General features: G+C 39.8%; 15 protein-coding genes and 1 pseudogene. 8 read left to right on the forward strand and 8 right to left on the reverse strand.

The features are described from left to right. The first annotated feature begins 306 nt into the window (after nt 1-306). Both H6G59_RS14935 and H6G59_RS14940 read left to right on the forward strand, forming a co-directional pair. A complete protein-coding gene (locus H6G59_RS14935) occupies nt 307-618 on the forward strand; it encodes a DUF2605 domain-containing protein (RefSeq protein ID WP_190715709.1) in 312 nt (103 codons plus the stop codon). A 232-nt stretch (nt 619-850) separates the two neighbouring features. Further along, a complete protein-coding gene (locus tag H6G59_RS14940; protein ID WP_190715711.1) occupies nt 851-1,180 on the forward strand; it encodes a DUF2973 domain-containing protein in 330 nt (109 codons plus the stop codon). A gap of 205 nt (nt 1,181-1,385) precedes the next feature. Here H6G59_RS14940 and H6G59_RS14945 read toward each other — a convergent pair whose 3' ends face one another. The 8 genes and pseudogenes from H6G59_RS14945 to H6G59_RS27615 form a co-directional block, all read right to left on the reverse strand. Continuing rightward, entirely contained in the window at nt 1,386-1,898 is a 513-nt protein-coding gene (locus tag H6G59_RS14945) for a hypothetical protein (protein ID WP_190715713.1), read from the reverse strand. 10 nt (nt 1,899-1,908) lie between these two features. After that, entirely contained in the window at nt 1,909-2,127 is a 219-nt protein-coding gene (locus H6G59_RS14950; RefSeq protein ID WP_190715715.1) for a hypothetical protein, read from the reverse strand. A 172-nt stretch (nt 2,128-2,299) separates the two neighbouring features. Then, the gene (locus tag H6G59_RS14955) at nt 2,300-2,566 is read right to left on the reverse strand and encodes a BrnA antitoxin family protein (RefSeq protein ID WP_190715717.1); all 267 of its coding nucleotides are present in this window, start codon (nt 2,564-2,566) and stop codon (nt 2,300-2,302) included. Then, nucleotides 2,550-2,768: pseudogene (locus tag H6G59_RS14960) on the reverse strand (BrnT family toxin); the annotation flags it as partial. The gene H6G59_RS14955 and the pseudogene H6G59_RS14960, both read right to left, overlap by 17 nt. Nucleotides 2,769-3,061: 293 nt before the next feature. After that, nucleotides 3,062-5,356, reverse strand: a complete 2,295-nt coding sequence (locus tag H6G59_RS14965) for an FG-GAP-like repeat-containing protein (protein ID WP_190715720.1) — start codon at nt 5,354-5,356, stop codon at nt 3,062-3,064. A gap of 653 nt (nt 5,357-6,009) precedes the next feature. After that, entirely contained in the window at nt 6,010-8,286 is a 2,277-nt protein-coding gene (locus H6G59_RS14970; RefSeq protein WP_190715722.1) for an amylo-alpha-1,6-glucosidase, read from the reverse strand. A 102-nt stretch (nt 8,287-8,388) separates the two neighbouring features. Then, on the reverse strand, nt 8,389-8,544 hold the full coding sequence (locus H6G59_RS14975; protein ID WP_190715723.1) for a hypothetical protein: 156 nt from the start codon (nt 8,542-8,544) through the stop codon (nt 8,389-8,391). A 346-nt stretch (nt 8,545-8,890) separates the two neighbouring features. Continuing rightward, nucleotides 8,891-9,022: a hypothetical protein gene (locus H6G59_RS27615; RefSeq protein ID WP_277924637.1), complete on the reverse strand. Its 132-nt coding sequence runs from the start codon at nt 9,020-9,022 to the stop codon at nt 8,891-8,893. Between the two features lie 70 nt (nt 9,023-9,092). On the opposite strand from H6G59_RS27615, the gene H6G59_RS14980 reads away from it, so the two are divergent. From H6G59_RS14980 to H6G59_RS15005, 6 genes are all read left to right on the forward strand, one after another. Then, complete coding sequence (locus tag H6G59_RS14980) at nt 9,093-11,105, forward strand: DICT sensory domain-containing protein (protein ID WP_190715725.1); 2,013 nt, start codon at nt 9,093-9,095, stop codon at nt 11,103-11,105. Between the two features lie 360 nt (nt 11,106-11,465). Next, nucleotides 11,466-16,082, forward strand: a complete 4,617-nt coding sequence (locus tag H6G59_RS14985) for a WD40 domain-containing protein (RefSeq protein ID WP_190715727.1) — start codon at nt 11,466-11,468, stop codon at nt 16,080-16,082. Between the two features lie 343 nt (nt 16,083-16,425). Then, on the forward strand, nt 16,426-16,845 hold the full coding sequence (locus tag H6G59_RS14990; protein ID WP_190715729.1) for a photosystem I reaction center subunit II PsaD: 420 nt from the start codon (nt 16,426-16,428) through the stop codon (nt 16,843-16,845). A 303-nt stretch (nt 16,846-17,148) separates the two neighbouring features. Then, nucleotides 17,149-18,663 (forward strand): anthranilate synthase component I, encoded by a 1,515-nt coding sequence (gene trpE, locus H6G59_RS14995; RefSeq protein WP_190715731.1) that lies wholly within the window; start codon nt 17,149-17,151, stop codon nt 18,661-18,663. Nucleotides 18,664-18,700: 37 nt separating this feature from the next. Further along, nucleotides 18,701-18,946, forward strand: a complete 246-nt coding sequence (locus tag H6G59_RS15000; protein WP_190715733.1) for a UPF0175 family protein — start codon at nt 18,701-18,703, stop codon at nt 18,944-18,946. Beyond that, complete coding sequence (locus H6G59_RS15005) at nt 18,943-19,419, forward strand: PIN domain-containing protein (protein WP_190715734.1); 477 nt, start codon at nt 18,943-18,945, stop codon at nt 19,417-19,419. Before H6G59_RS15000 ends, H6G59_RS15005 begins: the two co-directional genes overlap by 4 nt. Nucleotides 19,420-19,526 lie beyond the last annotated feature (107 nt).

A 19,526-nucleotide genomic window follows, 5' to 3' on the forward strand; every position in this document is an offset into this window, starting at 1 on the left:
ATGGTTTCTCCTAATTTAGCCCAACCACCGGCTTCTGGCAAAAGTCTGGCAGGATAATTCTGTCCGCTGATTAACGCAGATAAATTTCAGAGGATTTTTCTATGAGGTTGATTTGTTCCTTTAGACATATCCAGACTTACTCCCAAGGAACCTTACAAGCCTATTGCTAAATTTATACTATTGTGCATGGTATCTCATGTTACAGATTTTTGATTTTCTTTGTAATATGGATAGTTATGAATTAATTGTTAAGATTCGTAAATAACGTTAATATTAAAAAGAAATTAGGAAATATGCTTTTCATATATGGGAGACTCGAATCTACCGAGTACTGAATTGCTCAAATCAGTCTTGGAGCCATTGTTAGAGGATTTTCAATATTGGTTTGGGCGATCGCTTGAACTACTGGAAAATGAGAAAATCCAATTTATGAGTGATGAAGAGCAATTTAACTTGTTACAACGAGTTAAACAAGCGCAAGCAGAACTTAGCACAGCAAAGATGCTGTTTACTGCAACTAATGAACAAGTCGGGATTGATATGGCAACTATAATGCCTTGGCATCAATTGGTAAGCGAATGTTGGAATGTAGGGATGCGCTACCGTCAGTCAAAATAACCGTGACTTACTGTGTGACAAAACTGTATATAAGTCGCAATCATAAGAAAGAAAGCTTAACATTATTTTCATAAAAAAATAATGTAGCCCATGTTACCGTAATCTTAATAGGATTACAAAATATCACATCACAAATAGATAATTTAACATTCCTCATCATAAATCATGGGTGAGCGAAAGTTAATCACTACGATATAAAGCTTTAAAACTTGTTGCCCTGGAGGATAATTCAATGTTACACCTACTTTACATTTTAGCTTTTACTGTCCTTGCATTCATAGCTGTGGGTAATTTAATTCGCAATCTAATCATGTTCAGTTTTGATAGAGAGCGGCCTTATCCAGCAAATTCCTCGTCAATGGGTAATCAAGGTGGCTATGGCTATTATGGGGCTAAAAGAAAGTCCGTACCACATCCAGAATTGTTAGATAGCGCAGGTAATTTAATTAAAGAACCGCTGTTGGTAATGCGTTCAATTAATGTTGAAGATGCGCGGGAACAGTTAGATGCTCTTTATGAATCTTCTCCTGGTCAGAAAATTGATCGTCCAGAAGGAGCGTAATTTGTAATTTTTATAATTCAGGATTTTGTGGGGGTTTAGCAATGTGCTTTACCCCTTATTTTTAGGTTTATATTTTGGGTTTATATAATTAATAAAAAGATGATTGATGATTTATTTTATTTTGTCAGAATCAGGATGTCCAGGATTAAAGGATTTACTGGCTGGAAATTGACATTTTTTTAATTTTAACTAGTTTGAAAAATCACTAATCCCACCAATAAGCAATTACTACACCATCTCGCTGTTCCCAAAATGACTCACCTTCTAAACCACCTTCCAACCTCATCCGCAAATGGCGCTGAAGTCGCAAACCATACTCTTCATTATTACCATCTGTAATATCCACTGAATCTGCACGCCACTTTTTACCCAAATCTAAAAGCTGAGAAACTATAGTATCTTGGTTTTCTGTCAAAATGTAGAGAGTATCCCCAGGATAAGCTACAAAGTGAATCATACTCGATTCTGGCATCGGGCGATAATTTGCCATTGCTAATAAAGTATCCACCAAACCGCCAAAACTTAAACCATTTTCATCTGGTGCAAAAATCGGTTTCGTAAACAGAAAACTCATCCATAGATGAGAATGCTGGGTAAGATCCCTAATGACTTCCTCTCCATTAAACTCATTAAAGCGACGTTGCCACACCAATGCTGCAAAAAGTTCCTGGGGACTGTATTCTTGAGCTAGGGTTTGAATTTTGGCTAGGTTTAACATAGAGAATTAATTATTGTTTACCAGGAGACTCTTGATATTCTGTAATTTTGGCATATAAACTATCAACTGTTTCTTGAGAAAATAGACTTTCTTTAAGTTGTAAATAATCACCTTCTCCTAGTTTACAAGTAGCCCAGAATTTCATTACTTTTGCGGGTTCTAAGTGGGCAAGTAAAACCTGCATCACTTCTTGTAAATTTTGCTGGTCGTTAATAACTTTAATTTTCATCTTCTCTTTCCAAAATCAGAATAATAACCTAATCACCAAAAACGTGATGATTCTTTCTCGTCTATAGCGAAAAGCGATACTTTGGTAAGCTAACGCACTTCATTCTCCATAGCTAAAGAAAAGCGATTTTTCCGTAGAAATTTACTATCGCTTTTGTTTCCAATACAAAAAATTATGAAACAAGTTTTAGTAATGCTTCATTAATAATTGTTTGATATCCAACTCCCTGTTTTTCTGCTTCAGATTTTGCCCAAGCAATCACTTGAGGATGTAACCTAATAGAAACAGATTGATATTTTTCTGTTTCACTTTTTGCAGGTCTTCCACGTCGAGTATAATTGATACCAAATTGTTCTTGAATAGCTTGTTCAGCAGCTATTACTTCTGATGGAGTAATTCTTCTGGCATGATTAAAAGGAAATTCAGCTTTCTTCTTCATATTGTTGACGCTCCCATTTTGTTGCAGGTCTAGCACTGATAATTCTAATTGTCTCGTTTCTCATTGTATAAACAACAACTAATAACCGATTGTTATATTATTCTCCAATAATCCATTCTCTTTCTTCTTCTATGGAATGTTCTGGATCTGGTGCAATTAGGGCTAATGGATCAGTCCAAACAGTTGCAGCTTCTTCAAAAGAAACTTTATGTTTTTACTGATTTCGATGTTGCTTGTTTGCATCCCATTCAAACTTCATATTTTCAGTATATACTAAAAATCTGAAGTTAAAAATTAAGTTTTTTATACAAAAGGCGATACCTACGGTAAGCTAACGCACTTCATTTTCCTAAAGAACAGAAAAGCGATCGCTTTCCCCCATCCTTCAAAAAAATCGCTATCTCTTCATCCACAAACCATACCTAAAACGTAGGGGTTTAGCAATGCTAAACCCTTACAATCATGGACGGTAGATGAGCGATAATGGTTGACCTACTAACCTAAAGTTAGGTAATAAGTATCTCCAAAAATTTCCGCACAATAAGACCAAGACCAGAAATTATCATTACCATTGCCAGATTCATTTTGTCCCTGTTGAGTTATATTTGCAGTTGCACCAGCAGGACGATTTTGGGTATTTTCACGACCAGAGTAGTTGTAGCGTTTGTAATCGTTATAAGAACTATTTTGAGCAGCACCAAAAGGATCATCAATAATTAGTCCACCACGAGTCCAATCAACATCAACCACTTTAATAATGTGTCCTGGTGAAGTGGTATAAACACCTGCCATCACAGTTTTACCCTGATTCAAAGCAGTTTCCCAGTTATCTCTGACAAAGTTTTTAAAGAAATCAAGATTAGTGGAAGCAAAACCTTTAAGATATTGTGTTCCAGAAGAAGCTACCCCAAAACTTTTAGCAAGGTTGGATAAATCATTCCACCAATAACGTCTCTCACCGATGCGACTATCTAAATAGTCTTCAAATTGGCGATTTTGATCGGGATTGCTGACACCAAGATATGTTAAACAACTTGCAAGTGTTGTTACATTACACATCCAATCAGCAGTTACTAATGGAGATTTATTATCTCTTTGATTAAAGTAAGGAGTTAGGTATTGAAGTTTACGATACCATCCTGCACGATCAGAATTAGGTAATTGACCAACGAGATTTCGATATTCTTTAATTTCTGTAATGTTTAAAGTTGATTTACCAGATAGCTCATTGAGTCTTTGGATTCTTCCATTGTTACCTTGAATCTGCCAATCTAAACCAGGAGATTCTAAGTTAATTCCCTGTTGCTTGGTTATACCATTCATTAACCAAGTGTGAACTTGACCACCTTGGTGTCTCCAGAGAATATCTGTTTTTCCGTCTTGATTGAAGTCTCCTGTACCTTGAATCTGCCAATCTAAACCAGGAGATTCTAAATTAACTCGACCAACTACTTGAGTGCCATTCATTAACCAAGTGTGAACTTGACCACCTTGGTGTCTCCAGAGAATATCTGTTTTTCCATCTTGATTGAAGTCTCCTGTGCCTTGAATCTGCCAATCTAAACCAGGAGATTCTAAATTAACTCGACCAACTACTTGAGTGCCATTCATTAACCAAGTGTGAACTTGACCACCTTGGTGTCTCCAGAGAATATCTGTTTTTCCATCTTGATTGAAGTCTCCTGTGCCTTGAATCTGCCAATCTAAACCAGGAGATTCTAAATTAACTCGACCAACTACTTGAGTGCCATTCATTAACCAAGTGTGAACTTGACCACCTTGGTGTCTCCAGAGAATATCTGTTTTTCCATCTTGATTGAAGTCTCCTGTGCCTTGAATCTGCCAATCTAAACCAGGAGATTCTAAGTTAATTCCCTGTTGCTTGGTTATACCATTCATTAACCAAACATGAACTTGACCACCTTGGTGTCTCCAAAGAATATCTGTTTTTCCATCTTGATTGAAGTCAGTTTTTACGGTTGATGTCTGATAAACTTTTACACTACTAATCTTATCATTCCAGGTATTACCTACATAAGATTGTGAACTTGTCCAAACTACTTTTTGTCCGCCAAAATTACTGTGTTCGTATGCTTCTACTACCCATCCTTGGGGAATAGAAATAGATGAAATCTTATCATTCCAATCATTGCCCACATAGGGTTCACATACAGGATAATATGGCCGCTGCGCCCCCCCAAAACCACTATGTTCATACACAGTTACATTTTTCTCAATCCCAACACTCAACCCATCAACAACTATAAAACCATGATCATCCTCAAGTTTAAGTGATAAAAATTCCCCATCACTAATACTCTCACCTCTCACCAACCGCGAGAAAAATTCCCCTTCATCCCCAGCAGCATCTAGCACATTAATTTGACCATCTATATAATGCCCAATCTCCTCTAATAACACTCCTGTAACAGCACCAACATTACCCAAATTACCCGCTACAAATTCCTGAGATAGATAAATAGTATTCTCTTGCTTCGCATACGCTCCATTAAAACTTTGACCAAATACTAATTTTATATCGGGTGTATTAGTAAAATCATTTTGCGATAAATGTTGAAGTATTTGATCAGCCAAGTCCTTTTGATAATCTTGACCAAAAGCAACACTCATGATTCCATCAATTTGAGGATTGCTATTTAGTCCAGTCAGGATATCTCCAGTTGCATTAATTGACTGAATAACTGTATCAATAATCGGTTGTATATCAGGAAGTAATTGGGAAGAGTTAGAGGGATTTATTGCATATAAAGGATCTTGATAATCGCTCAAACCTGGATGGTTGTAGGGGGGGGGTAGAAATTATCCCTGATTGTTGAGAGTCTAAGGATAGCTCAAACATAGATGCTCCTTTATGTAAATATCTGTTTACTTGTTACATATAATTCTATGTGAGCAAGTATAAAAGTATATTTACTTTGTATGAAGAGTTAATGAATTTTATCGGTTTGGTATCTGTATCTTTATCTATAAAAACGTAAAAATTGTCACATTAGTTCTATTTAAACGCTTGTTATGGCAGTGACGCAACATGAATAAAACAAGATTAGCTTTGTTCAATCCCTTGTCATTGTTGCTTTACAGGCAGTTGTAAGTGTAATCGCGGCTTCTCAGTAATTTCCCGGAATTTATATGAATTATTGATAAAGTTATATATATTTTTTATCTTTTTGTCTGAAATGGCTCTAGCTTGCGTGGCGTTAGCCATACGCCTCCTGTCAGGGATACAGGATGTCCAGGATTTAAGGATGAACAGGATTTAGATTGACAATGTTTTTACTCATTCTGTATGTAAATCATTAAGAGAAACAGGATTAATAAGATTCAAGGATTAAGAGGATGAAAAATTAACATAATTATTGATTATGTATTTTCTAACCATCCTGAAAATCCTCAAATCCTGTAAATCCTAATTCAGACACTATTTATGCTTCAATTACCACGCGAAGATTACCGCGTTTATTAGCAACCCGACAAGCAGTAGTGCTACCAGAACGCTCAAATTCTAAATCTAAGATTGTCCCACCAACACGCAAATTGTGAACCGATAAACGATTGATTGATTCTGGCAAAGCCGGGTCAATAATTCGCAAACAATTATTCTGCGCGTCAGGGACTAAATTAACTATCATTTGCAGTAGTTGGAAGATGCTACCCGTAGCCCAAGCTTGGGGAGTACAAGCAACAGGATACTGTACAGGTGCATTATCACCGTTGAGTTCATACCCACAAAACAGTTCTGGTGGGCGTTGATAAGACTGGTAACTGGTCATATTAAATAAACCTTGGAATAATTCCAAAGCTTGATCAATTAAACCGAGCGATCGCAATCCCATCGCAATCATGGCATTATCATGAGGCCACACAGAACCAGTATGATAACCCATTGGATTATAAGCCGGCGACAAACTACTCAAAGTGCGAATACCCCAACCATTAAACATATCAGGCGCTCGCAACCTTTCTGCTACACTGTAGGCTTTTTCTGGTGTAAAAATGCCCAATTGCAGACAATGACCAGGATTAGAAGTAATACTATCTACTTTATTTCCTTCACCATCTAAAGCCAAAGCACAGTAATCTTGGTCTTCACTCCAAAAATCTTGATTAAAACGCACCTTTAGACTTCTGGCTTCTTCTTGCCAACGCTCTGCCAAATCGAGATGCTTTTTCATCTTAGCAATTTCTGCTAGGCTATTTTTCGCTGCATAGACATAAGCTTGCACTTCACACAAAGCAATAGAACCATTAGCCAACTCACCTTTGCGGTTGACAATACAATCACCGGAATCTTTCCAACCTTGGTTAGTTAAACCACGTTTTGATTTACAGTGATAACTGAGGTAGCCTGTTTCTTGGATATTCCGATCAATCCAATCCATTGCCGCTAAAGCATGAGGCCAAAGTTGATCTAGGGTTTCTTGGTCGTGAGTCCAAGCGTAGTATTCAGCATAAAGCATCAACCACAGAGGAGTAGCATCAATTGTCCCGTAATAGGGAGTATGGGGAATTTCTTGACAACGTGCCATTTCCCCTAGGCGAATCTCGTGTAAAATCTTGCCCGGTTCCTCTTCCCGCCACTCATCCTCAATTTTACCCTGGTACGTAGCCAGCAGCATCAAGGTTTCTCTGGCAATTTGCGGATTTAACATCAAGGTTTGGGAAGCGGTAATAATAGAATCCCTACCAAACAGCGTCGAAAACCAAGGCACACCAGCAGAAACAGTTTTGTACTTGCCAAAAGACTGGCGTAATAAATACATATCCTCTTCAGCCCTTTCAACCACTCGATTGAAAAGACTTTTGTCTGAGCTAATACGTGTAATTTGTTGTACCCAATTTTGCTCTTCCATCAACTCAGCCGCTTTTGCCTGTGCCAAGGTGATAGCAGCATTCACCGTAGAACTAGACTGGTTGTTGATGAACATATTTACCCGGTAGCCCAGCTTTTGGGTTTCGTGAGCAGCCATCTCTAGCTGCCAAACTGCTGTGTACCCCTTAAAATGGTCTGGTTGGCGATACTGGAATTGGATGCGAGATTCCATTACCGCACCATCTAAACCTTGATAAGCCAGAGTCAGAACTTCCTCTCGGTGTGGTTGAATAGATGGTGGTGCAATGCCATCACCTATTACTCCTGGCTGAGTCGGTTCTATGAGGCGCAAAAGTTTACCCCGGTTTTCTCGGTTATAGCCCCGGACTTCAAATAAATCCACAAAATCCGCATCAAAACTGAGGCTGAGTTCAAAAGTGATGCTAGTGGTGCTGTAGTTAGCAACTTCTATTTCTTCAAATAGTGCGCCGTTGAGGACAATTTCCCGACGAATGCCTATAGTATCGGCTTTGAGCCGTTCTTCAACCTTGGGATTAGTACACAAAATTGAGAGGGCAAAACCCTTTTCAGCAGTGCTACTCAGTAGAACAGGCGATCGCCCATCAATTTGCAATTCTAGGCGACTCAAAAACCGAGTATCACAGCAAAACATCCCCAAACTGGCATTTCCTTCATTGATGGAACAACCGGAAATGTTGCCCATTGTATCCGTCACCAAGAATAAATCATCATCTTTAACTGTCAGGGTTGGCTGAGGCTTTTCACTGACAACACAAGGCCATTCTGGAATCGGTAGCTGTTCTGCGGGAATAAACGTTTTTCCATCCAAGAAAATTCTTTCTGGGGTAATCAACATATCCGGTGTCATTAAGCAAAGTTCCCATACAGGACTAGATTTGGACTTTGGTCATTGGTCATTGGTCATTGGTCATTGGTCATTGGTCATTGGTCATTAGTCATTAGTCATTGGTCATTGGGAATAGATAATTAAGTTATTCTTCATTTTCTCCGCGTCTCCCCATCTCCCCATCGCCCCATCTCCCCATCGCCCCATCTCCCCATCGCCCCATCTCCCCATCTCCCCATCGCCCCATCTCCCCATCTCCCCATCTCCCCATCTCCCCATCAATTTAACGGTTCTTGTTTGGAAGTCAAGGCTGGAAACTGGAGATTTTTACTTGATTTATTCGTTGTTGAGCATTCAGAGATACTATACCTAGAAAATACTCAACTAGATGTTCAGTTAAATTTTTTTAGTTTGGTTGAGTACCAATAATAGCCAAAATAACCAAGTGTTTTGCGGTTACGGCGCTCGAAAATTGCCAAAGCTGTGGAAATCTACCTTTGAGTAGTAGCCCATGCTGTGGTATTTTGGCTGTGTTTGCTGCAAAAGCTACAAATTGCCTTGGCTGGCGCTACCTGATAAGAAAGCTGTCCGTTGCTATATATTGGGCTTAGGAACATGGATCGATTTAGGGATTGGTAATGGGTATTGGGTAATTAGGTAAGAGTTTTTCCAATGACCAATGACCAATGACCAATGACCAATGACCAATGACCAATGACCAATAACCAATGACCAATGACCAATAACCAATGACCAATGACCTGTTTTAACTTGTACAATGCATCTGTGAAGTGGATCTTGTCTAGATTGGGTGTTTAACGATATTCATGAGCATTTCGACTTCCGTGCTGAGTGATTTGCTACAGTCACTACCTTACCTGCGTCCCCAGTTATATTTCAAGGCTTCACTAACGGCGCTCTCCCATGCAATGGAAGATCAGGTTTTGGCGGCTACCTTAGATCAGCCCCTGATTATTGCTAGTTTCCAAAGAGAGCGATTCTACCGCCAAGAAGCTCATCGCTATCAACGACTGTCTCAAAGAAGTAATCAAATATACGTATTATCGGCACCAGAAACGGAGTTTGCCCATAACTCGGAATACTATGAAAAAGTAGCTTTTGAGCCAGATGACGGTTTAAGTCAAGAGTGGCATTTGGTGGTCATCGCGGAAAACTATGCTACCTGCTTGGTGTGCCGAGAAAGCGTTGGTTCCATTGCCAAAAATCAGCAGTTACCAGAAATTAGCCCTGGTTTAGATATCGACACAGCGAGAAGATTTGAGGGAATTTGGACATCGGAGCGAGGAGTAAGCCTCAAAGCTGCCCAATTTTTATTGGACAGAATTCTGGTTTACAGACCTGATTTGGCAGACAAAATTCAGGAAGCACGACAGAGGTTTGGTATAGGAGAGTCAATCAAGATATCAGGCGCAGCGCCATTGAACGAATATGCTTGTGATATCGATACTGACCCGTTTGTACAGCGCTTGGTGACTTACCTGCAAGCTAGTCAGTACAAACTGCACAAAGCCTACCGTTCCATAGCGGCACAAGCACGGAAAGAACGCTTGATTAACTCGATTAGCACGGCGATTAGGCGATCGCTTGATCCACACTCTGTTCTCGAAGTGGCTGCACAAGAATTGGGTCAACATCTCGAAGCTGGTCGTTGTCTCATTTACCGCGCTCAAACTACTGAAGCCCAAGCCATAATTGAGCATGAGTTTTTAAGTCCTGGTGTGGTTTCGGTGCGAGGACAAGCTTGGGAGTTAGAGAGCAATCCTCTGTTTCAAGAACTGGCACAACAGGGTGAGGGCGTATGTGTTTCTGATACGCTGATTGACTATCGTGTGACCAATTCTTCCAGACTTTCCTTGATTGTGAAAAAGTTGGCTATTCGTTCTTGGTTGATGGAACCTGTGTTCTCTCAAGGGCGACTGTTGGGAATTGTCGAGTTACATTATTGCGATTTACCGCCCCATGAGTGGCAACCAGGAGAATTGGATTTGGTGAAAGCGATCGCAACTCAAGTCGGAGCAGCATTAATTCAAGCTGAAGCTTTCGCTAATTTAGAAGAACTGAATAAGCAGCTAGAAGCCCTTGACCGCACCCGCAGCAACTTGATAGCCATCACCGGGCATGAACTGCGTACCCCCCTATCTACTATTCAAGTTTGCCTGGAAAGCCTCGCTAGTGAGCCGGATATGCCTTTAGAGTTGCAGCAGGTGATGCTCAGTACAGCCCTTTCTGACTCCGAACGGATGCGGAAACTGGTACAAGATTTCTTGACTCTTTCTAATTTAGAAAGTGGTCGGGTGCAATGGCATCCCGAATCCCTGACTTTACAAGAATGTATAGATTTAGCCCTCAGTCGGTTGCGTACCAGGTCATCAACAGAAAAGATACCCCAAATTAAAACGCAAATTCCGAAAACTTTACCTTTGATTAGAGCCGACGGTGATTGGCTAGTGGAGGTAATCGCCAAACTCATAGACAATGCTTGTAAATTTACGCCATCCCAAGGAGAGATTAACATTAAGGCGACTACTAGCAAACGCAATCAAATGGTTGAGGTGACTGTATCCGACACAGGACGGGGCATAGAACCTAATCGTCTTGAAGTAGTCTTTGACCGCTTTTATCAAGAAGAGGGAGCATTACGACGAACTGCGGGTGGCACAGGTCTAGGTCTGGCAATTTCCCGGCAAATAGTTAATGGCTGGGGCGGTAAAATTTGGGCAGAGTCTATTGGTAAAGATCAAGGTAGTCAGTTCCACTTCACTATTCCCATTGTTCAGGGTAGTGCAGAGGAACAGCAGTCGTTTGTTAAAAGTAAATAGGTCAGGACTTACACATTGTACTGAAGATCAAATCGGCGGTTAGAAACCGCGTCTACACAGACTAAACCCACCTGCGTGGGTTTTAAACCCTTAATTTTTCATTAGTCCGCGTAGGCGGACTTTGTTTGTATAGCCGCGACTTTCAGTCGCCAGGACTACCAACATCCTGTAAATCCTAAAATCCTGATATGGCTACACCACGCTACGCTATCAGACAATTTTTAGAGTTTTATTCCGGGGTTTTCAGCCTATTTGCTGATAATTGCTTGTAAACAAACGTATAAAAGTATTTACAACCAAATAGCATACATAGTAAAACCAGTAACACCCACACACAACTAAACTGGTAACACTACTGGCATGGAAGCACCCCAAGGTCAACAAGAAATAAGCGGCCAACAATTTATCATCCCAGAAATCGAAATTGGCATAGAAGCAGGAACCCCAGAACCTGAAAAACCTTTTGCCGAGTTTGAGAGTGAAGTATATGCAGTAGCCATATCACCCCAGGGACGACAACGCATAGCTGTGGGTTTAGCAGATGGCACAGTTGAAATTTGGGATGTGCTAACTGGGACAAAGTGGGTAACTTGCCAGGGTGGTCATGATTATTATGTCTTCAGCGTCAGTTTTAGCCCCGACGGACAGACTTTGGCTTCTGGTGGTCGTGACAACAAGATCAAACTCTGGGAAGTAGAGACAGGAAAAGAAATCCGCACCCTCACAGGGCATGATGGTTCTGTCTTTAGCGTCAGTTTTAGCCCCGACGGACAGACATTGGCTTCTGGCAGTGATGACGGGAAGATCAAACTCTGGAAATTAGAGACAGGAGAGGAAATCCCCATCCTAACAGGGCATGATGGTTCTGTCAGAAGCATCAGTTTTAGCCCCAACGGACAGACATTGGCTTCTGGCAGTGATGACGGGAAGATCAAACTCTGGAAATTAGAGACAGGAGAGAAAATCCACATCCTAACAGGGCATGATGGTTCTGTCAGAAGCATCAGTTTTAGCCCCGACGGGCAGACTTTGGCTTCTGGTAGCGCTGACAAGAAGATCAAACTGTCGGAAGTAGAGACAGGAAAGCAAATCCGCACCCTCACAGGGCATGATGGTTCTGTCGTCAGTATCAGTTTTAGCCCCGATGGACAGACATTGGTTTCTGCTGGTGGTGGTGGTGACATCAAACTGTGGAAAGTAGAGACAGGAAAAGAAATCCGCACCCTCACAGGGCATGATGGTTCTGTCGTCAGTATCAGTTTTAGCCCCGATGGACAGACATTGGCTTCTGGTGGTGGTGACATCAAACTGTGGAAAGTAGAGACAGGAAAAGAAATCCGCACCCTGTCAGAGCATGATGATTTTGTCTTTAGCGTCAGTTTTAGCCCCGACGGACAGACATTGGCTTCTGGTGGTGGTGACGGGAAAATCAAACTCTGGAAATTAGAGACAGGAGAGGAAATCCCCATCCTAACAGGGCATGATGGTTCTGTCAGAAGCGTCAGTTTTAGCCCCGATGGGCAGACTTTGGCTTCTGGTAGCGCTGACAAGAAGATCAAACTGTGGGAAGTAGAGACAGGAAAAGAAATCCGCACCCTTCCTTCGGAACGCTACCCTAACACAGGGCATGATGATTTTGTCATTAGTATCAGTTTTAGCCCCGACGGACAGACATTGGCTTCTGGTAGCGCTGACAAGAAGATCAAACTATGGGAAGTAGAGACAGGAAAAGAAATCCGCACCCTCACAGGGCATGATGATTTTGTCCATAGCGTCAGTTTTAGCCCCGACGGACAGACTTTGGCTTCTGGTGGTCGTGACAACAAGATCAAACTCTGGGAAGTAGAGACAGGAAAAGAAATCCGCACCCTCACAGGGCATGATGGTTCTGTCGTCAGTATCAGTTTTAGCCCCAACGGACAGACTTTGGCTTCTGGTGGTGCTGACAGCACAGTACGATTATGGGATCTTTCTGACCCCCAAGGTAAACGACATCTCATCATTGGCAAACATGAAGGGATCGTTTCTTCCGTTGTTTTTGATACCCTCAAAGACAAAGAAGGAAAATACCAAAAAGACTACATCATCAGTGCTGGTGATGATGGTATCAAAGCTTGGCGTTGGCCAGAGTTTAATATTCGTCGCGTTCCCCAACCTTTCCGCAATGACCAACCGACCGGTGAAGACTCTCTAGATGTGGCAAAGGAACTTCAATCTTTAGCTGATGTATTAATGTTGCGGAGTCTTGAACCTCCTTTAGCTGTGGCGATTTTAGGTAGTTGGGGTAGTGGTAAATCTTTTGGAATGCACTTAATAGAAAAACAAGTTACCAAAATTCGCTGTCAAAAACTTACAGAAAAACAGACATGGGGTGATGTGGGAGATGAACCTTATCTTTCTCCTTATGTTGGTCATGTTTACCAAATCAAATTTAATGCCTGGAGTTATGCAAAGTCTGACCTCTGGGCAAGTTTAATGCAGACTATTTTTGATCAACTTGACCGTCAATTAACTTTAGAAAAGCAGTTAAGAGAAGTTGGAAAAGTTTCTGATTTAGCAGGAGGTGAGATTTGGAGTGTTCTCAATCAAATGAGTGACAGTGAGAGAAAGACAATATTAGAAGACAAATTGAGTGAAGAAGTATTTGCTGAGTTAAAAGAAAAAAATGCTGATGGTAATGCCCTTTGGGATATTCTCAGTGAAGTGAGACAAGATGAACAGGAGAAGTTAAAACGCACGGAAGAGGAATTACAACGATTAAAAGCAGAACTAAAAAGTAAAAATCAAGAAATTGAGCGCGAATTTGCACAAAAAATTGCCGAGGTTGAGAGGGAAGTTGACAAAGACAAAGAAAGTATAGAAAGGAAAGTAAATCAAGAATTTGAAAATACATCTATAGTCATTGTCTTTTTAACTCAACTCAAAGAACTGAGTAAAGATGACTTTGGTGATTTTATTTTCAAAGATTTTCTCAATTCCTATGGATTTGAAAATCGGGAAGATTTGGAAACACAAATCCCGATTGTTAAATATTTAGATCAATTAGAGAAATCTAATCTAATTGATCAAGTTGAAAATTTAATTAAAAATAAAGATAGCACAATAGAGGATATTATTAAAAAGTCCGGGAGGATCAAGAATTATGTAGAAGAACAACCTAGTAAAATAGTTGGTTTTATCGAATTTATTAAAAAAGATAAAAAAATAGTATTCATATTTATAGCCGCAACGTCTTTACCATTTATATTTTATTCAATTATAGTTTATATTTTACCTACTGTCTTACCATTTATTAAACAAATAAGTTCAGCTTTAAAATTTTGGTTAACGACAATTTCCACAATTCCTGCTATAGGGATGGGAGTTGAAATATATAAAAAGTTACGAGTTTTTCAAGCTAAAACTAGCAGATTATTCCAAGTAGCAAAAGAAAGCGTAAAACAGGAGAAACAGAAACTAGCTGCTGAGAAAAATAAGAAAATTCAAGCTGAAATTGAAGAGAAAGATTTTCAACAACAGAAAAATCAAGTTTATCAAGAAAAGGAAGCAGCTAAACAAGAATTAACTACAGAACAGCAGGAAATTGAAAAACTCCAAGCACAGGTAGAACGGCAAAAACAACTTGTTGGTTTAACTGCTCAATATACATCTTTAGTAGATTTTGTCAATAACCGTTTAGAAGAAGATTCTTATCAAAAAATGCTCGGTTTAATGCACCAAATTCAAGATGATTTGGCAGATTTATCCGAACATTTAACCTATCAGCCCGGAAAAACCCATCCTGAAAAACTCAAAGTTCTTAAAGAATATTTCCCCAGGGGTCCTGCGAGAATAGTTTTATATATAGATGATTTAGATCGTTGTCCTCCTCAAAAAGTTGTAGAAGTTTTAGAAGCTGTGCAATTATTGTTAAATACTAATATTTTTATCATTGTCTTAGCAATAGACGACCGTTATATTGGTCGTGCTTTAGAACACAATTATAGAGGAGTTTTAAAACGTGGTGGTACTCCTTCTGGTGTTGACTATTTGGAGAAAATTATCCAAATTCCCTACAGAATGCGGCCTATTAGTAGAAATGTGACAGCAAGTTATTTAAAATCTTTGGTAGATATTGAAGAAGAGTCTAAACAAGAGAATCAAAATATATCTAATTCACAACCAGTAATCCAAAAAAGTATAGTTTTAGAACAAAGAATAGAACAAGATGAAAATAAATTTTTACTAGAAGATGGAAGTAAAATTTTACTAGAAGATGAACAGGTTTCAGACATATCATATCAAGATAGTATTGAAGAACATCCTGTCGAAACTGAGGAAAAAATACCGAAAGATGATATTTCTGAATCCACCAATAAAAAATCTAATTCAGAACCCAACAATAAAAAAAATCAACATTATTCAAATACTGACCCATTAGTTAGTTTTGAAAGATTTACTGCTGAAGAGTTCGCATGGATATCAGAATCTTGTCAGCACGTTGATTTAACTCCCAGAACTGCAAAGCGACTAATTAATATTTGCAAAATCATTAAAATTATCTGGACTCCAGTATCTCATGATACAACATGGAAACAAGAACCAAAACCCGAATACAAGCAAACATTAATTGCATTTTTAGCTTTAGCTGGTAGATATCTCCAGGAAATAAGAAAAATATTGGAAGAGATTTATTTGGAATTTGAAGAAACAGATGAAGATACGGTAATAATTGAAAAAGATGATTTGCTGAATCGCTTACAAAAACAAGATGGATATATGGATAGCCATAATCAAAGGGAGTGGAAGAAGTTTAAAAATGATTTCCAAAAAATGTCACCCCAGGACAAGTTCTATTTTGAAACTAGAACCTTAAATTTAGCAATTTCCTTCTGTTTTGTGGGAGATATTGGTTATGATCCCGATGATCATTATAATCGTGAACATAGGTTTGATAATAGGCAAAAAGATTATGATTTTTATAGAGATAATGTTTAATTCGTAATTCGTAATTCGTAATTAAGACGGTACAAGCCCTCGCTAAATTTTCAACTTAACGGTCTACAATTACAGAATGTTTTAAAAGCTGATTTGATTTTTGTTGGTATGGCTGGCGCTGGGAATTAACAAAATGTAGCTTTTGTAAAGATTTTTAAAGTTATGTAATGTAATGTAAATTCTAGATTGATTCTCAAAAATTGTTCAATTGTGCGTTTACCTCAGATTCTGAAGCCTTTGGCCAGACTCAATCACTAAAAACTGTTACAGTCTATGACGCGATCGCAATATTAGCTCAATTCCGATGTTAGTATGCCCTAAAAACGTTGAGAGACAACCTCTTATGGCAGACACTCTTACTGGTAAAACTCCACTTTTCGGTGGCAGCACTGGCGGATTGCTGAGAAAAGCACAGGAAGAAGAAAAGTACGCTATCACCTGGACTAGCCCCAAGGCACAAGTTTTTGAACTGCCTACAGGTGGCGCTGCGACAATGAACCAAGGCGAAAACCTGCTTTATATCGCTCGGAAAGAGTATGGTATCGCTTTGGGCGGCCAACTCCGGAAATTCAAAATCACAGACTACAAAATTTACCGGATTCTTCCCAGCGGTGAAACCACTTTCATTCACCCAGCAGATGGTGTGTTCCCAGAAAAAGTGAATGCTGGTCGTGATAAAGTGCGCTTTGTACCCCGCAGAATTGGTCAAAACCCCAGTCCTGCACAACTGAAGTTCAGTGGTAAAGCTACTTACGATGCATAATCAGTAATGAGTGCTGAGTACTGAGTACTGAGTCAAAATCAGGAATCAGTACTCAGCGCTTAATCAGCAGCTATACTAAAAACGGCTAATATCTCGACTTTATAGGATAACAAAATTGAAAGGGAAAACTTCAATAAAAACTCTGCGCCACTCTGTCTTGAAAAGTTTCCTACGCCGGGAAACCCGGCTTTCCTGCGGAACGCTGACGCGAACGAGGAACTTTTCGCTGCGTTTACCTCAGCGAACCTCTGCGTTTAAAAGTAAAGTTCCCCACCGTTTTTAGTAGAAATATAAATAATAATTATGATTTTTCCCGATTTCACCCAGTTTAAGAAGCTCGCTAAACAAGGTAACTTTGTCCCGGTTTACCAGGAATGGGTAGCTGATTTAGATACTCCCGTTTCTGCTTGGTATAAAGTATGTGCGGATCAACCTTATAGCTTTTTACTGGAATCGGTGGAAGGTGGAGAAAAAATAGGACGTTATAGTTTGCTAGGTTGTGATCCTCTATGGATTTTGGAAGCTAGAGGTGATCAAACTACCCAAACACATCGAGATGGTTCTCAGCAAGTTTTTACCGGTGATCCTTTTACAGTTTTAGCTGAATGTTTAGCACCCTATCACCCAGTAAAATTACCAGAATTACCTTCAGGAATTGGCGGTTTATTTGGGTTTTGGGGTTATGAATTAATTAATTGGATTGAGCCGCGTGTACCAATTCATCCCCAAGATAGCCGTAATATACCTGATGGATTGTGGATGCAGGTAGACCACCTGTTGGTTTTTGACCAGGTAAAACGGAAAATTTGGGCGATCGCATATGCTGATTTACGTGACCCAAATGTTAATTTAGAGGTAGCCTATCAACAGGCAGGCGATCGCATTCAGGAAATGGTCAGCAAGCTATCTTTACCTCTATCGCCACAAAATACCAAATTAGCTTGGACAGCCCCCGGAAACAAGCCGAAAGCGGGAATAGAGGAATACACCAGCAACTTCACCCGTCCAGAATTTTGCGCCAGTGTCGAAAAAGCTAAAGAATATATCAAAGCTGGTGATATCTTCCAAGTCGTCATTTCTCAACGCTTATCCACAGAATACACTGGCGACCCCTTCGCCCTTTATCGTTCTTTACGCCAAATCAATCCTTCACCTTACATGGCGTATTTTAACTTTAAGGATTGGCAAATTATCGGTTCTAGTCCTGAAGTCATGGTCAAAGCAGAATGCGACCCTGATGGGGGTATAATCGCCACAGTCCGCCCCATTGCAGGCACAAGACCGAGAGGTAAGACAACCCAAGAAGATGCGGCTTTTGCAGAAGATTTACTTCAAGACCCCAAAGAAATCGCCGAACACGTCATGTTAGTTGATTTAGGACGCAATGATTTAGGGCGTGTGTGCGAAAGCGGTAGCGTGAAAGTTGATGAATTAATGCTCATTGAACGCTATTCCCATGTTATGCACATTGTCAGTAATGTGGTGGGTAAATTGGCAAATGACAAAACAGCCTGGGATTTACTTAAAGCCAGCTTCCCAGCCGGTACAGTGAGCGGTGCGCCGAAAATCAGGGCGATGGAAATCATCAACGAATTAGAACCAAATCGCCGGGGTGTGTATTCGGGTGTGTATGGCTATTATGATTTTGAAGGACAATTAAATAGTGCGATCGCGATTCGGACAATGGTATTGCATAATCATACCGTCACAGTCCAAGCCGGTGCGGGTTTAGTCGCAGATTCAGAACCAGAAAAGGAATACGAGGAAACGCTGAATAAAGCCAGAGGATTGTTAGAAGCAATTCGTTGTTTGCGTTAAACTTTAACCCATTGAATCCCCGCAGGAGAATAGATATATGAGTATTGTCATCACAGATGAAGTCTTGCAGACAATCCAAATGTCTGACAAAGAATTAATTCAAGAAATAGCAATTTTGCTCTTTGAACAAGAACGTTTTACTTTAGGACAAGCAAGCCATTTTGTAGGAATGAATCAACTCGAGTTTCAGCGATTACTTGCTAGTCGAAAAATTCCCATTCACTATGATATTGCTGAATTCACGGAGGATATAAAGAGTTTGGAAGCTAATAATTGGCGATGATTATTATTAGCAATACATCACCTATCAGTAACCTCGCTGCGATTGGACAGTTAACTTTGTTGCAGCAACTCTATGGGAATATAATTATTCCACCGACAGTCTATCAGGAAATTCTTGCTTCTGGTAGTACAGATCCAGGTACACTAGCACTTCAAACTCTCGATTGGATTCAAGTTATACCAGTTACAAATATTGTCCTAGTTCAGACTCTACAAACAATTTTAGATCCAGGTAAAGCGGAAGCGATAGCTCTTGGTCTGGAGTTAAATGCTGATAGACTGATTATTGATGAACGAAAAGGTAGAAATGAAGCAATAAAGTCTGGTTTACAGGTTACTGGACTTTTAGGTGTTGTACTAGCTGCTAGACAACAAGGGTTTATTCCACTAGTACAACCGATATTAGATGATTTGATTGCTAATGGCTTCTGGATTAGTGAACCGTTGTTTGCGGTGAATTTCATAAAAAAGTAGAGACAAAAAATTTTTCTGTCTCCACACCACAAGCAGGGTAAGAGCATCTCAATTAGGCTTGACATAAGGACTGATAAGTCAGGTTTGGTAAAAAATGAATTCAAAAT

The organism is Anabaena lutea FACHB-196, assembly GCF_014698305.1.
GTDB lineage: Bacteria > Cyanobacteriota > Cyanobacteriia > Cyanobacteriales > Nostocaceae > Anabaena > Anabaena lutea.

Excerpts from the sequence above, each read along its gene's own strand:
- H6G59_RS15005 (WP_190715734.1), top strand. The coding sequence starts at position 18,943 with ATGATTATTATTAGCAATACATCACCTATCAGTAACCTCGCTGCGATT.
- H6G59_RS14990 (WP_190715729.1), top strand. The coding sequence starts at position 16,426 with ATGGCAGACACTCTTACTGGTAAAACTCCACTTTTCGGTGGCAGCACT.
- H6G59_RS14940 (WP_190715711.1), top strand. The coding sequence starts at position 851 with ATGTTACACCTACTTTACATTTTAGCTTTTACTGTCCTTGCATTCATA.
- H6G59_RS14985 (WP_190715727.1), top strand. The coding sequence starts at position 11,466 with ATGGAAGCACCCCAAGGTCAACAAGAAATAAGCGGCCAACAATTTATC.
- H6G59_RS14955 (WP_190715717.1), bottom strand. The coding sequence starts at position 2,566 with ATGAAGAAGAAAGCTGAATTTCCTTTTAATCATGCCAGAAGAATTACT.
- H6G59_RS15000 (WP_190715733.1), top strand. The coding sequence starts at position 18,701 with ATGAGTATTGTCATCACAGATGAAGTCTTGCAGACAATCCAAATGTCT.
- H6G59_RS14950 (WP_190715715.1), bottom strand. The coding sequence starts at position 2,127 with ATGAAAATTAAAGTTATTAACGACCAGCAAAATTTACAAGAAGTGATG.
- H6G59_RS14935 (WP_190715709.1), top strand. The coding sequence starts at position 307 with ATGGGAGACTCGAATCTACCGAGTACTGAATTGCTCAAATCAGTCTTG.
- H6G59_RS14980 (WP_190715725.1), top strand. The coding sequence starts at position 9,093 with ATGAGCATTTCGACTTCCGTGCTGAGTGATTTGCTACAGTCACTACCT.
- H6G59_RS14945 (WP_190715713.1), bottom strand. The coding sequence starts at position 1,898 with ATGTTAAACCTAGCCAAAATTCAAACCCTAGCTCAAGAATACAGTCCC.
- trpE (WP_190715731.1), top strand. The coding sequence starts at position 17,149 with ATGATTTTTCCCGATTTCACCCAGTTTAAGAAGCTCGCTAAACAAGGT.
- H6G59_RS14970 (WP_190715722.1), bottom strand. The coding sequence starts at position 8,286 with ATGACACCGGATATGTTGATTACCCCAGAAAGAATTTTCTTGGATGGA.
- H6G59_RS14975 (WP_190715723.1), bottom strand. The coding sequence starts at position 8,544 with ATGGGGAGATGGGGAGATGGGGAGATGGGGAGATGGGGCGATGGGGAG.